The sequence below is a fragment of the Bradyrhizobium sp. Rc3b genome (assembly GCF_900114915.1).
Taxonomy (GTDB): domain Bacteria; phylum Pseudomonadota; class Alphaproteobacteria; order Rhizobiales; family Xanthobacteraceae; genus Bradyrhizobium.
This window is the reverse complement of the sequence record NZ_FOUS01000014.1, coordinates 262,337-275,519: the sequence shown is the minus strand read 5'-3', so window position 1 is coordinate 275,519 and position 13,183 is coordinate 262,337. Positions and strand designations below refer to the sequence as shown.

The 13,183-nt window shown below is 65.3% G+C and carries 13 protein-coding genes; 4 read left to right on the top strand and 9 right to left on the bottom strand.

The annotated features are described in order from the left end of the window. Nucleotides 1-680 (top strand): IS5 family transposase (locus BM190_RS30340; protein ID WP_092261392.1); only part of this gene is annotated, 680 nt, incomplete at its 5' end. A gap of 297 nt (nt 681-977) precedes the next feature. On the opposite strand, the gene BM190_RS30335 is transcribed toward BM190_RS30340, so the two are convergent. The 3 genes from BM190_RS30335 to BM190_RS30325 form a co-directional block, all read right to left on the bottom strand. Beyond that, nucleotides 978-2,165, bottom strand: coding sequence for a pyridoxal-phosphate-dependent aminotransferase family protein (locus BM190_RS30335; protein ID WP_092261391.1), 1,188 nt, complete (start codon nt 2,163-2,165; stop codon nt 978-980). A 106-nt stretch (nt 2,166-2,271) separates the two neighbouring features. After that, a complete protein-coding gene (locus BM190_RS30330) occupies nt 2,272-2,997 on the bottom strand; it encodes a thermonuclease family protein (RefSeq protein WP_092261390.1) in 726 nt (241 codons plus the stop codon). Between the two features lie 236 nt (nt 2,998-3,233). Next, nucleotides 3,234-4,964 (bottom strand): hypothetical protein, encoded by a 1,731-nt coding sequence (locus tag BM190_RS30325; RefSeq protein ID WP_177237383.1) that lies wholly within the window; start codon nt 4,962-4,964, stop codon nt 3,234-3,236. A 422-nt stretch (nt 4,965-5,386) separates the two neighbouring features. On the opposite strand from BM190_RS30325, the gene BM190_RS30320 reads away from it, so the two are divergent. Further along, nucleotides 5,387-6,235 (top strand): caspase family protein, encoded by an 849-nt coding sequence (locus tag BM190_RS30320; protein ID WP_018321598.1) that lies wholly within the window; start codon nt 5,387-5,389, stop codon nt 6,233-6,235. Between the two features lie 129 nt (nt 6,236-6,364). Here BM190_RS30320 and BM190_RS30315 read toward each other — a convergent pair whose 3' ends face one another. The 5 genes from BM190_RS30315 to BM190_RS40735 all read right to left on the bottom strand — a co-directional run bounded on the left by BM190_RS30315 (nt 6,365) and on the right by BM190_RS40735 (nt 9,443). Further along, nucleotides 6,365-7,255 (bottom strand): efflux RND transporter periplasmic adaptor subunit, encoded by an 891-nt coding sequence (locus BM190_RS30315; RefSeq protein WP_177237382.1) that lies wholly within the window; start codon nt 7,253-7,255, stop codon nt 6,365-6,367. A 253-nt stretch (nt 7,256-7,508) separates the two neighbouring features. Beyond that, nucleotides 7,509-7,679, bottom strand: coding sequence for a hypothetical protein (locus tag BM190_RS40740; protein WP_018321596.1), 171 nt, complete (start codon nt 7,677-7,679; stop codon nt 7,509-7,511). 71 nt (nt 7,680-7,750) lie between these two features. Then, nucleotides 7,751-8,893: a lactonase family protein gene (locus BM190_RS30310; RefSeq protein ID WP_177237381.1), complete on the bottom strand. Its 1,143-nt coding sequence runs from the start codon at nt 8,891-8,893 to the stop codon at nt 7,751-7,753. 127 nt (nt 8,894-9,020) lie between these two features. Beyond that, nucleotides 9,021-9,152, bottom strand: coding sequence for a hypothetical protein (locus tag BM190_RS41650; RefSeq protein WP_256375113.1), 132 nt, complete (start codon nt 9,150-9,152; stop codon nt 9,021-9,023). An 81-nt stretch (nt 9,153-9,233) separates the two neighbouring features. Then, complete coding sequence (locus tag BM190_RS40735) at nt 9,234-9,443, bottom strand: hypothetical protein (RefSeq protein WP_177237380.1); 210 nt, start codon at nt 9,441-9,443, stop codon at nt 9,234-9,236. A 131-nt stretch (nt 9,444-9,574) separates the two neighbouring features. Here BM190_RS40735 and BM190_RS41645 point away from each other — a divergent pair, with 131 nt between their 5' ends. Together BM190_RS41645 and BM190_RS30300 are read left to right on the top strand one after the other, a co-directional pair. Beyond that, nucleotides 9,575-9,697: a hypothetical protein gene (locus BM190_RS41645; RefSeq protein ID WP_283806130.1), complete on the top strand. Its 123-nt coding sequence runs from the start codon at nt 9,575-9,577 to the stop codon at nt 9,695-9,697. Between the two features lie 136 nt (nt 9,698-9,833). Next, nucleotides 9,834-10,406, top strand: a complete 573-nt coding sequence (locus BM190_RS30300) for a hypothetical protein (protein ID WP_092261386.1) — start codon at nt 9,834-9,836, stop codon at nt 10,404-10,406. A gap of 64 nt (nt 10,407-10,470) precedes the next feature. On the opposite strand, the gene BM190_RS30295 is transcribed toward BM190_RS30300, so the two are convergent. After that, nucleotides 10,471-13,134 (bottom strand): bifunctional diguanylate cyclase/phosphodiesterase, encoded by a 2,664-nt coding sequence (locus tag BM190_RS30295; protein ID WP_092261385.1) that lies wholly within the window; start codon nt 13,132-13,134, stop codon nt 10,471-10,473. Nucleotides 13,135-13,183 lie beyond the last annotated feature (49 nt).

Below are 13,183 nucleotides of genomic sequence, written 5' to 3'. Positions count from 1 at the left end.
TGAGCCTCGAGGATGCCACCCCCGATCATACGGTCCTGAACCGCTTCCGGAACCAGCTCGTTGAACAAGGCCTGCTGGAGAAGCTGTTTGGCGAACTGGATCGCCAGCTTGAGAATGCCGGCGTCATCCTCAAGCGCGGCACGATGCTGGATGCAACCTTGATCCAGGCGGTGTCAGCTCCTCCGAGGGAGGATCGTCCCTCAAACGATCCCGACGCCCGCTTCACCAAGCGGCAGGGCAAGAGCGGCTCGACCTTCGGTTACAAGGCCCATGTGGGGGTCGACGAGGGGTCCGGCCTGATCCGCGCGGTGTTGACCACGCCTGCCAACATCAACGACACCACGCCAGCCGATGCTTTGATCCGCGGCGATGAAGCCGCGGTGTGGGCCGATGCGGCCTACGACACCCATGCCAGACGAGCCCGGTTGAAAGCGGAAGGCAAAAAGCCCCGCATCGCGTTCCGTCCCAACAGACATCATCCGGAACTGCCGCCAAGGCTCAAACGCTACAACCGCCTCATCGCGCGCCGGCGAGCCCAGGTCGAGACCACCTTCGCCACTCTCAAACGCCGCATGCGACTGACCTGCATCCGCTACGTTGGTCTGATGAAGGCAAGCGGGCAGGTCCTGCTCGCCTCGATCGCCTTCAACATGAGGCGGTGGGCCACGATCGCGGCCTGAGCCGCCCGCCGAGGGCGACCACTACAGACTTGGCTGGCAATTGCCGTAACCACGGCCCTCTCTCCTCATGTCCTCAGCCTCCAAGACCGATAACGCAACAGGCCCCCTGTGGGAGAGGGTGGCTCGCCGCGGAGCGGCGAGACGGGTGAGGGGTATCTCTCCGCGAATCGATCTCGAAATTGAGTTTGCGGAGACAACCCCTCATCCGGCGCTTAGCGCCACCTTCTCCCACAAGGGGAGAAGGAAGAAAGGAGCGCTGCGTTCGCAGGGACGACAGTGGCGTTTGTGGCTGGCGCCCTACACCGCCACCTCTTCGCCGAGATACGACACCGCCGCTTCCAGTCCGCCCTTGCCGTGCGGAATCTTCAGGGCGTTCAGGCCAATCTCGATCACCCCTAACGTGCCGAGCAACATCGGCGCGTTGACGTGGCCCATATGGGCGATGCGGAAGGCTTGGCCCGAGAGGTCGCCGATGCCGGTGCCGAGCACGACGCCGCACTTGTCCTTGCAATAGCGTTGCAGCACCGCGGGATCGTGGCCGTTGCTCATGGTCACCGTGGTCACGGTGTTGGAGCGCTCGTTGGCCTCCGCCACGTTGAAGCCGAGCACCTGGCCTTCCGACCATGCGCCAACCGCGCGGCGTGCGGCTTCGCCGAGCAGGCTGTGGCGGCGGAAGGCGTTCTCGAGGCCTTCCTCGTGCAGCATGTCGATCGCCTTGCGCAGCGCGAACAACAGGTGCACCGGCGCGGTGCCGGCGTATTTGCGGTAATTCTCGGTGCCCTCGCGCTCGCTCCAGCTCCAATAGGGCGTCGACATGTCGGCCTTCTTGTGCACCTCGAGCGCACGCGCATTGGCGGCGACGAAGCCGAGGCCGGGCGGCGTCATCAGGCCCTTCTGCGAGCCCGACATCGCAACATCGATGCCCCATTTGTCCATCTCGAACGGCATGCAGCCGAGCGAGGCGACAGTGTCGACCATGTACAGCGCCGGATGGCCGCTCGCCTTGATCGCCTTGCCGATCGCCTCGATGTCGTTCTGCACACCCGAGGCCGTATCGACCTGGACCACGACGACGGCCTTGATGGTGTGCTCCTTGTCGCGGCGCAGGCGCTCCTCGACCTCGTGCGGCCGCACTGCGCGGCGCCAGTCGCCCTTGAGCACCTCGACCTCGGCGCCCATCAGCGCTGCCGCATTGCCCCAGCCGATCGCGAAGCGCCCGCTCTCCAGCACCAGCACCTTGTCGCCGCGCGACAGCACGTTGCTCAGCGCTGCTTCCCAGGCGCCGTGGCCGTTGGCGATGTAGATGTAGGACTTGCCCTTGGTCGCAAACAGTTTCGAGATGTCACTGAGCAGGCTCTCGGTCAGGTCGAGCATCTCCTTGGAGTAGATGTCGATCGCCGGACGGTGCATTGCCCGCAGCACCTCGTCGGGCATCGTGGTGGGCCCGGGGATGGCCAGAAATTCCCGGCCCGCGCGAACGGTCATTGCTGTTGGTCCTTGTTGCTTGAGAACGGACTGGTGGGTTTGCTGATTCACGTTTTACGCGCCGTGAACCCCCAAGAAAAGCACGCAAAACGCAGGTCTGGGGCTCTCATCTCTTGGTCTCGCGGCAGCCGGCGGCTTCCGCCTCCTCGACCGAGCAGAACCAGCGAGTGCCCTTGCTGATCTTCATCTTGATCTGGGTGTACCAGCGGCTGGTCGGCTGGTGAAAGATGCACTCGCCGGCGCTGTTGACGTTGCCCTTGATGGTGCAGTCCGGGGAAGGCGCGACCGGTCCCGAGGCCGAGGCGAGCAGCACCGCATGCGCCCCGTCGGGCGGCTTGGTGGCGCCGAGGATGGCGGTCTTCTTGTTGCGGACGCGCCAGTCCCAGGGCGCGATGAAGGCACCCTGCCACATCCCGGCTTTTGCCTCGCGCGCAGCGGCCTCGTCGGGCTCGTAGTCCTTGGAGATGCGGGTGTAGGCAAGCGCCCAGCCGCTGCGCACCAGCCATTTCTGGATGTCCTCGCCGCCGACCTCGCAGCGCGCCACAGTGCGGCCGCGCCGGTCGATTGAACGGGTGTGGCAGACCCAGCTCTTGCCCTCGGCATATTTGGCGAGCTCGTCGCGCGCCGCGACGCCGCAGGTCCAGCGCTCGCTTTTGGTGTTGAGGCAGAGCTGGTCGACCGCAGGCGCGTCGATGCCGCCGAGCCGGATCCGCATGTTGCCGATCACGACAGCATCGCCGGCGCGGACCTTGGCCATGCCGGTGATGTCGGTGGCCTCAGCCAGCGAGGGCAGGGCGAGCAAGGACAGCGCAATCAGGATTTTTCGCAGCATGCCGGTCCGCGTGTGATGAAAATCTCGATAGATCGCGCAATTGTGGTCGGCTTTTGGCCGTCGGGCCAGCGTATGCCTAACAGATAGGCTTTCAACTTCCCGTCATTGGTCGAAGGTCCCGTAGGGTGGGCAAAGCGAAAGCGTGCCCACGATGTCTTTCGTGGCGAGAGATCGTGGGCACGGCGCGAAGAGCGCGCCTTTGCCCACCCTACGAGATCTGCGTCCGGGCACGAAACCTACCCCCGCCCCGTCATCGCCCGCTTCGCCACCGCCAGCCCCATCAGCACGAACGCCGACGTCACCTCCGGGCCGCCCACCAAAATCCGCGTCGGCGTCTTCATCTTGTTCCACTCATAGGCGCGGAACGGGCCGCGGCGGCCGCCTTCGCCGAGACCGGCGACGATCACGTTCAGCGCCGGCGCGAAGGCGCGCGGGTCGGCGCCGAGATGGCCGAGCGCGATCAGCGCCAGCGCCGCGTCGAACACGTTCATCTCAGCGGCCATCAGCTCGCCCTTGACGTAGGACAGCACGCGATGGCGGATGAAGTCGAAATCGCCGGCGGGATCGATCGCGGCCTGCGCGGCCAGCGGCAGTGCCAGGAACGCCGCATAGCAGCGGCCGAAATACGCGCTGTAGAGCTCGGGCAGATAATAGATGTGCGAGCGCGGATTGGCGAAGGCGCCGCTCGCCGCCAGCCTCTTCTGGAAGCCGATGATGCGATGCACCGTGGCGAGCCGCGACGGCGTCTCCAGGACTTTCCAGCGCGCGAGGTTGCGAAAGCTCACCTCGAGAATGTCGAGATTGAGCGTCGGATCGAGATCGTTGCCATAGGGACGCTCGCCCTTGAGGTTGTCGATCCAGGTCGCGACGCCGCCCTCATAGTCGATATTGTCGTTGAGCGGCACGGTCACGCGCGGTTCGTTGACGCCGGCGCGCACCTGGTAGCCGGCGTAGAAATCCAGCAGCGGCTGGTCGATGATCTCATCAAGGCAGCCGGCCTGCGTCGCGGCCGAGATCGAGCACGCCGTGGTGTCGCAATCCGGCACGTAGACGCCGAAGCCGAGATCCTGCTTGATCTGCGCGAAGTAACGCGAAAAGCGCGGATGCGGCGGAGGCGCCAAGGCGGTGACGACGTTGAAGCGCGCGCCGTCGATGCCCTCGACCTCCTCGCGGCTGATGTTGACGCAAAAATTCACCATGTCGGCGATGGCGCGTTCGGCCGCAATCTTGTCGGCCTGGGAGGCGAGCCCGGTCTCGCCATAGCTGAGCAGCGCCTCGATGAAGAACGCATCGTAATAGGCCGAGCGGTGGCGGATCTGAACCGGTTCCCACATCGGCTCGGCGACCCCTCGCCAGGGAGGATTGACGACGGCCCGGGCTGGCGAGCGCGCGATGAAGACGCGGGCGAGGTTGAACAGCAGCGAGGAATTCTTGTAGCCGCGCGCGTTGAGGCCCGTGAGCGCCATGGTCAGCTCGCGGCCGCGAAAGTCAGGATCGCCGATCAGGTTGAAGGCGGCGTAGGTCGGCAGGAAACCGTTCTTGCGGTAGGAGCCGAGCAGATGCTGCGCGCAGTCGCGGATCACGCCGTCGATCTGCGACTCTGGCGGCGCGGAGCCGGTGAACATGGCCGGCGGCGGCTTGGGGTGGTCGAGCGCGATGCTGTCGACGAGATCGGCGACCGGCTGGCCGACCGCCGCCCAATCGGGCTCGGCCTCGTCGCGGGCGCGAACCAGCGCCTCGCGCAGCGCCGTCAGCCTGGCCTCGTCACGCAGCTCGGGCAGTCCAGCCCGCCGCAGCAGCACCCGCAACGCGGGATTGCCGAGCGCGGTCTTGTAGAATTTGGCCAGATGCGGATCGCCGCTGGCCGTAACAGACAATACGGGGTCGCAGACGTCGTAAAGCGAGGGGCCGTCCTTCCGGGCGGTCAGCGCCCGGCAGGCGGCGCCGGCAAAATAATGAAGGCTCATGAAATACCTGGTCGCGGGGCCTTGGTCGGGGGCCGGCACACTCCCATCTGCGCGCCGCCCCCTTGCCAAGTCGTTGAAAAGGCTACCCGGATTCGCAGGAAATACAAATGTGATGGAGGTCACGGAAAAAGCCGGCACGAAGGCTGCATGATCGAGGCTCGAAATGGGGTGCCAGGGGCAAAAACGCACAAATCTAGCTTGGAGAATTAACGAACATCTTCAGTCGCTTAGCTCAATTTTTGGGCAATCTATTGCCGGGGAGGCGATATCCGGTTAAGGGTTTGTTTGGTGCGGCGCCGCAAATTGCGCGCAATTCGGGGGCACATCCCCGGCCAATCCCTCAAACCTAAAGACGCTATCGCGCTACTCAAACAGTGTGCGCGCGCTTGGCTGGTCTTTGGCACTGACAGGAATGAAGCGAGATGAATGTTAGGCAGCTCGACATTTCCCGACGCACGATCGCGTTGGCCGCGGCCCTCATCGGCACGGTGTCGCTCGTGATCGGCGCCCATGCTGCTCTGAACATGCGCGCGATCGACGCCGCCAAGGCCGTCTCGACCGACCAGATCACGGGCTCGATCGCCCAGACCTCGCGCCTCGCCCTCGTCATCGGCAATGGACATTATCCCGACGCCAGCGCGCCGCTGACGCAGTCTATCAACGACGCCCGCGCGCTCTCCTCGTCCCTGCGCAAGAACGGTTTTGACGTCGACATGGTGGAAGACGCGACCAAGGACGACATGGTCCGCGCCGTCAATCGCCTGAAGTCCCGGATCAAGCGCGACACCGTCGTCATGCTGTTCTTCGGCGGCTACGGCGTGCAGGCGGGACGCGAGAGCTACATGCTGCCGGTCGATGCCGTGATCTGGAAGGAAAGCGACGTCCGCCGCCAGGGCGTCTCGATCGACGGCGTGATCGACATGATGAAGGAGCAGGGCGCCAAGGCCAAGCTCGTCGTCGTCGATGCCTCTCGCCGTAACCCTTACGAGCGTCGCTTCCGCTCCTACAGCCACGGCCTCGCGCCGATCAACGCGTCCGACAATGCGCTGATCCTGTCCTCGGCTTCGCCCGGCAAGGTCGTCGACGACGGCAAGGGCGAGCACAGCGTGCTGGTCAGCGAGTTCCTGAACAACCTCAGTGCAAAGGGCAGCGCCGAAAGCGTCTTCAACAAGACCCGCGTCGCCATCTCCCGCGCCAGCGAAGGCGACCAGGTCCCGACCGTCTCCTCCTCGCTGCTCGAAGACGTCCATTTCGGCGAAGCCGGCGGCTAGTTTTTTCGAGGGCGCGCGAGCTCTCGTAGGGTGGGCAAAGGCGCAAAGCGCCGTGCCCACCATTTTTCTCCGTCATTTCGATAGAAGACGTGGGCACGCTTCGCTTTGCCCACCCTACGAGACCGCCGGCTACTTCGCTGCTTCCGCGGCCATCACCGGGCGTACCGGATCGCCTTCGCGCAGCAGCGCGCCGGCGCGGGCGACGACGACATCGCCGTCGTTGAGGCCGTCGCGGACCTCGATATTGCCGCCCGACATCAATCCGACCTCGACACGCTTGGTCTCGACCCGGTTGCGGCGGATCACCTGCACCACGGTGCCGGCGGATGAATATTGCACGGCGGTCAGCGGCACCGCGACATTGCAGCTCTGCCCGGTCTTGATCAGCGCGCGTCCGCTCGCCTTCAGCAGCAGACGCTTCTGCGAGGAGATGCCGATATAGACCATGCCCTGCTGGATGTTCGGCTCCACGGTCGGGCCGATGCGGCGCACCTTGCCGTCGATGTCGCCGGCGCCGCCGATCCGCACGGTCGCCGGCTGATTGACCGCGAGCTTGCGCATATCGGTGGTCGCCACCAGACCGACGAGATCGTATTCGCTGCGCGCCACGATCGTGAACAGCGCCTCGCCCTTGGCCGAGGCGAAGTTGCCGATCTGGGCGGTCGACGTCGCGATCACGCCCGCCACCGGCGCGGTGACCTGCAGGGTGCCGCCCTCGGGGAGCGCCAGCCGCGCCAGCACCTGGCCGGCGGTGGTGGTGTCGCCGGCTTCCGCCAGCACGTCGGTGACCTTCAGGCCCGGACGCTCGGGCCGCACCGACGTTTCCTCCCGCGCGATGATCGTGCCGGTGGCCTCGACGATGTCGGAGAAGCAGGACTTTGCGACTTTCAGCACCGTGACCGCCGGCCCCTTGGGCGCGTCGTCATCGGCGGCTCGGGCCGGATATGGACCGAGGATGAGCATGCCGGCGACGGCTGCGGGACACAGGCTTCGAACGACGGCACGGGGCAAATGACGCATCGGAAATTCCACGGGTTCTATGCCTCCAATCGATAGCAGATGGCAGGGCTGCGGACTACGGCAGCGTTGTCCCAAAAAGAAGGCCACGCCACCGCGGGCCGACGCAGCAAGCCTTTGATTAGTCGCGGGATTGGAGAACAGGTTCGCATTTCCCGGGCGGCGCGCCGCGGGTCGGCACTACTCCAAAGTGCCGTCGATCACGGTCCTCTCATCGGTCAACGGCACAGGTCGCGGCGCGGGCGTAAACGGCCCGTCAGCCGCGGCGCTCACCCAGCAGCTTGCCGTTGGCCCGGTCGATCAAATGCAGGCGCGTGCAGGCCGGACAGGACACCGACACATGCGTGCGGTCGGCCGGCTCGTCGCCGAGCCGATGCTGCACGTTCATGCCGGTCTGCGGGCATTTGAAGACGATCTGACGGTCCATGACCGATGATATGACGACAAGGCGCGCTTTCCGAAATTACGGATGATTACGTAGGTCGGCGGCGGCGCCCCTCACGGCAGGTTCAGGAACTCCACCCAGTTCGGCTTCTTGCCGGTGGGGTAGGATTTCAGCTTGGCCAGCGCGCCGCTGCCCTGGTCGATCGCATAGACCGTCATGCTATCGGAGAGCTCGCCGACCGCGGCGAGGTAGCGCCCCGTCGGATCGATGTGGAAGCCGCGCGGCTGCTTCTCGGTCGGCACGCTGCCGATCGTGGTCAGCTTGCCGCTGGCCGCATCGACCTTGTAGGCGGTGAGCGTGTTGGTGGTGCGCTCGGAGGCGTAGAGGAAGCGGCCGTCCGGAGTGATGTGGATGTCGGCGGCCCAAGGCTTCTTATCAGACTCTTTTCCGTTAAAGCCCTCCGGCAGTGCGGTGGTGCGCTGGATCTCGTCCCAGGCGCCGCTCCTGGCCTCGTAGGTGAACGCGGCGACGTCGCCGTTCAACTCGTGGATCAGATAGACGAACTTGCCATTGGGATGGAATACGAAGTGCCGCGGGCCCGATTTCTCCGGCACCTTGTGGGCTGGCGGATCGCTCGGCGTCAGCGTACCGGCCGTGGCATCGAACGCGAAGGCCAGCACCTGGTCGGAGCCGAGATTGGTCGCGAACGCGAAGCGATTGTCGGGCGAGGGCAGGAAGGCGTGCGCGTTCAGCCCGGTCGGGATCACCTGTTTCGGCTCGCCGGCGACACCGTTGGCGGAAAGCGGATTCAGCGCGACCTTGTTGCCGCCATAGGAGGCGCTGAACAGGAACTTGCCGCTGCGGTCGATCGCGATATTGGCCATGCTGTCGGCGAGCGGCCCGTTGCCGATATGGCTGAGCTGGCCCGTTTTGGGATCAATCGCAAAGCTCACCGCGAGGTACGGCTGCGAGCGGACACCGGCGATCAGCACGCGGTGGTCGGGCGTGATCGCGAGCGGCGTCGAGGAGCCGGGCTTGTCGACGCCCTTGAAGGCGGCCGTCTGCACCGGAATCATCTCGCCGCTCTCGGTCATCTTGAACACGCTGATGTCGTTGCTGTCGGCGTTGCCGACATAGGCGAAGGTCTCGGCCATGCCGGCGTGGACTCCAGAAATGAGAGTGAGGACTGCGAACAGGGTGGTGGCGATTGCAGCGCGTGGCGCTTTGGATGCGATGCGTCGGGTCGGTCTCAACATGGGCTCCTCCTGAGGGCCGGTCGCGGCCTTGTCGTTTTGCCGGCGAGGATAGCGGGCGGCGCGCCGCCGCACCAAATTCCAGTTGGGATTGATCGATGCCGAAATTGTATCGGTCGCCGGGGAGGGACTACCGCATCGCCGCGGTTCGGGAGGGCAGATGCGGGCTGGACGGATGCGCGGGTGGTCCGAGCACGGCCCAGACCGCGACCGCAACCAGAGCGGACGTCAGGATGGTCCAGGCGATGAGCCGTTTCCGCATCTGGTCGAATCCGTCGCTGTCATGAAGTCGCGGGGCACCCGGAATCGTGCACTGCAAACCGCGGCAATCCTATGAACTCGTTCACAGGCGAAAACGGCGGGCGCAAGGCGAACCAATGCCGCGCGAGCGCATTGAACCGACATGCCCCGTGAAAACGATCTCGAAGGTAAGCCCGACATGGGCGGCAAGCATGGCGGTCAAGCCGGCCAGCCCAAGTCGCCGCCGCGCCCACACCAAGGCGAACACGATGAGGACGTCGTGGCAAAGCGCCACACCGGCCAAACCGATCACGCCTCGCCGCCGACCAAATCAAAATAGCGCCTCGCCGCGCGGCCGTGCCGCGCCGCGAGTCGGGAACGGCGGCATCGCTGTGCCGTTACCCCGGTCCCGCGGGCGTGACAGATCAAAACGGAGGCTGGCTCGTGTTTTGGATTTATTGGAACACCGCCTGGTCGCTGATTATCAGCGGCATCATGGTCGCCACCATCGTCAGCCACCCCGACGCGGAGCTCGTCGAGATCACCGCGGCAAAACAGAAGCTCTGAGCCCGCGCCAGGCGTCGTCGGCGACGACCGCCTGTGACCCTTTGCGGACGCCTTGAAGCCTTGTCTCGATTGGCTTGTTCAGCTTCAATCGCCGGCGCCGGCTTTGGTCCGGCTTGGATGTGCCAGGGGAAATTGAATGAGCCCATCCGCACCCATCAGCGCCGCCGACGCGATCAGCACGTACGTCTTTGCAAAGGATGGCAATCGACCGCAGATGATGAGGGACGCCTTTGCCTCAGACTGCGAATTGGAGATGGTCGTAAAGACCGACGCCATCTCATTCCCAAGCTCCGCAAAAGGGCTGGAGCAAGTTACCGAAGTACTGGTGACGAGCTTCGGCGATCAATACCAGAACGTCCGGACTTTTTGCCTCTCCCGTCCGACCTCACAGCAGCTACCGCGTTTCCGTTGCGATTGGCTCGTCGGGATGTCGGCAAGGCAAGGTGGTGCGGTTCGCGTCGGCTGCGGACGCTATGACTGGCGCTTCGGTTCCGGCCATGGCGGCCGCGTCGAGAAGCTCGCGATCGAAATCGAAGTCATGAGTGTACTTCCAGCCGAGATGTCGAAGCCGATCATGCAATGGCTCGCGGCCTTGCCGTATCCCTGGTGTTCAAGCGCCCAGGCCTGCGAGAGTATTCCAGCCATTGACGCCTTAGAGTCGATCAAGCACTTCCTCACGGTAACGAGCGAGGCAAGCCAGCAACCATGAGTTTGTTGAGCAGGGGTGCGGCTCATCAAGTCCGGATTTGACCCTAAAGCCAGACGTGGCGCCGCTAAGCCGCAACCGCCTGCGTCGCCAGCAGCTGCTTCAATTTCGACGCCGGCACCGCCGGACTGAACAGCCAGCCCTGCATCTGGCTGCAGCCGAGCTGGCGCAGCACCTCGCGCTGGGCTTCGGTCTCGACGCCTTCGGCGGTCGTCGCCATGTGGCGCGCGGCGGCCATGTGCACCACGGCCTGCACGATCGGCGAGGAATCTTCGGACTGACCGATGTCGCTGATGAAGCTGCGGTCGATCTTGATCTTGTCGAACGGGAAGCGGTGCAGATAGCTCAGCGACGAATAGCCGGTGCCGAAATCGTCGAGCGCGATACGCACGCCGAGCTCGCGCAGCTGCTGCAGGATCGTCAGCGCCTCCTCGTCGTCGCGGATCAGCACGGTCTCGGTGATCTCGAGCTCGAGCCGTCCGGGCGCAAGTCCGGACTCTGCGAGCGCGGCCGCGACCTTCAGCGCCAGCGTCCGCGTGCGGAACTGCACCGGCGAGACGTTGACGGCGATGTGGATCTGGCCGGGCCAGGAGGCGGCCTCACGGCAGGCCTGCTTCAGCACCCACTCGCCGATCTCCCCGATCAGCCCGGTGTCTTCCGCCACGGGAATAAAGTCCGCGGGCGAGACCATGCCGCGCTCGGGATGACGCCAGCGCAGCAGCGCTTCGCAGCCGGTCACGACATTGGCCGCGAGATCGACCAGCGGCTGGTAGTGCACCTCGAACTCGCCGCGAGCCAGCGCCTGACGCAGATCGAGCTCCAGCTGACGGCGCAGCCTCGCCTTGGCGTCGTATTCCGGCGTGAAGATGCGGTAGGTGCGGCGCCCCTCCGACTTCGCCGCATACATCGCAAGATCGGCGCGCTTGAGCAGGTCGTCGAGATTGTCGCCGTGGTCGGGCGCGATCGCGATGCCGATGCTGGCATCGGTCGGGATGTCCTGGCCCTTGCAGTCCACCGGCGCGCGCAGCGCCTTGAGGATATCTTCCGCCAGCGCCGACAGCTCGGCCGGATCGCGAGTGCCGGCCTTGACGATGGCAAACTCGTCGCCGCCGAGCCGCGCGACGAGGTCGTTGCCGGAAACGCAGGCGCGCAGCCGGTTCGCCACCTGCCGCAGCAACTCGTCGCCGACCTCGTGTCCGAGCGAATCGTTGACGCCCTTGAACTCGTCGACGTCGATATAGAGGATGGCGAACGGCTTGCCCTGGCTGAGCTCGGCGACGCGCCGCTCCAGATGGCCTCGCAGCAGCACGCGGTTGGGCAGGTCGGTCAGCGCGTCGTAATGCGCCATATGCGCGATGCGCTCGTCGGCGCGGATGCGCGCGGTGACGTCGTCGTGGGTCGCGAGCCAGCCGCCGGCGGCGCCGGGCTGGTTCTTGATCTCGACCAGGCGGCCATCCGCGGTCTCCACGATGGCGCTCTGGGTGCGCCCGATATGGCTCAGAATGTCGTCGCAATAGGTCTCGACGTCGCCGTGGAACGAGCCGGTGTCGTGGCGGTGCCGGATCACGTCACGGAAAGTGGCGCCGGGCTTCACCACCTCGGGGGACAAGCCGTACATCTCGATGTAGCGCCGGTTGCAGACGATCAGCCGCTCGTCCTGATCGAACATCAGGAGTCCTTGCGTCATCGTGTTCATCGCGGTGTCGAGCCGCTGTTTCTCCAGCGAGAGCCGGTGCGTCACCTGGCGGAAGATCAGGAACAGCGTGAGCACCAGCAGGCTGATCGACAGCACGGCGATGGTGACGAAGAATTTCGTTTGCGTGCGCCAGGTCGCAAGCGTCGCATCCAGCGACTTGGTCGCGACCACGACCAGCGGCTCGCCGGCGAGCAGGCGCGAGGCGACGATGCGGTCCTTGCCGTCGATCGGGCTGGCGATCTGCATCGAGACGAAGGTGCGGTCGAACACCGCCATCTGCTCCGGCGTGCCCTTGCGAAAGTTATGCCCGATCATCGCATCGACGCGCGGAACGCGCGCCAGCAATTGGCCGTTCTGGTGGTGCATCGCGATCGAGGATTCCTCGCCGAGCCCGGTCGAGGCGAAGAAGGATTCGAGCTGCTCGGGCGCGATCGCGCGCGAGACCACCCCAAGGAATTCGCCATGCGGGCCGGACACGCGCCGCGCGAACACGATCGCCGGTCCGTTGCCGATCCGGCCGTGCACCACCTCCACGTCCTCCTGCGCGGTCGGATCGTTCTTGAGGCGGTTGAAATAGCCGCGGTCCGCGACCGAGACGTTGGCGACCGGCCAGCGCCGCGACGAGTTGATCAGCAAGCCCCTGGCATCGAACACATTGGCGCCGGCAACGTCGGCCCAGCCGCTGGCTTTCGCACGCAGCACCTCGTGCATGGCGAGCGTGCCCATCTCGCTGCGGAAGACGTCGGCGGATTCGATGCCGCGGCTCTCGAGCTCGGTGATGATGCTCTTCTGCAGCACCGCGAAATCCTCGAACTCGCGGTCGAAATGCCGGGCCAGCAGGCGCACGGTGTTTTCAAGGCTGTCGCGGCCGCTCTCGATCGCATTCTGCCGGAAGCGGTCGACGGTGAGCGCGGTGCCGATTGCGGTCGCGGCCATCAGCACGAAGCCGCCGACGATCAGCCATGTCAGTGGCGCTCCCCGCCAGCGACGGAGCAGCGCGCGCATGCGCGCGGTCCATCGGATCGATGTGCCCATGCAGCCCTCCCGTGGGATGCAAGGTGCAGCAAAACCGACAAGACCCCGT

Bases quoted from the DNA above. Each gene is read 5' to 3' on its own strand.
- BM190_RS30300 (WP_092261386.1), top strand. From the start codon at position 9,834: ATGAGCCCATCCGCACCCATCAGCGCCGCCGACGCGATCAGCACGTAC.
- BM190_RS40740 (WP_018321596.1), bottom strand. From the start codon at position 7,679: ATGGACCGTCAGATCGTCTTCAAATGCCCGCAGACCGGCATGAACGTG.
- BM190_RS30330 (WP_092261390.1), bottom strand. From the start codon at position 2,997: ATGCTGCGAAAAATCCTGATTGCGCTGTCCTTGCTCGCCCTGCCCTCG.
- BM190_RS30335 (WP_092261391.1), bottom strand. From the start codon at position 2,165: ATGACCGTTCGCGCGGGCCGGGAATTTCTGGCCATCCCCGGGCCCACC.
- BM190_RS41650 (WP_256375113.1), bottom strand. From the start codon at position 9,152: ATGCGGAAACGGCTCATCGCCTGGACCATCCTGACGTCCGCTCTGGTT.
- BM190_RS30295 (WP_092261385.1), bottom strand. From the start codon at position 13,134: ATGGGCACATCGATCCGATGGACCGCGCGCATGCGCGCGCTGCTCCGT.
- BM190_RS30315 (WP_177237382.1), bottom strand. From the start codon at position 7,255: ATGCGTCATTTGCCCCGTGCCGTCGTTCGAAGCCTGTGTCCCGCAGCC.
- BM190_RS30310 (WP_177237381.1), bottom strand. From the start codon at position 8,893: ATGTTGAGACCGACCCGACGCATCGCATCCAAAGCGCCACGCGCTGCA.
- BM190_RS30325 (WP_177237383.1), bottom strand. From the start codon at position 4,964: ATGAGCCTTCATTATTTTGCCGGCGCCGCCTGCCGGGCGCTGACCGCC.
- BM190_RS30320 (WP_018321598.1), top strand. From the start codon at position 5,387: ATGAATGTTAGGCAGCTCGACATTTCCCGACGCACGATCGCGTTGGCC.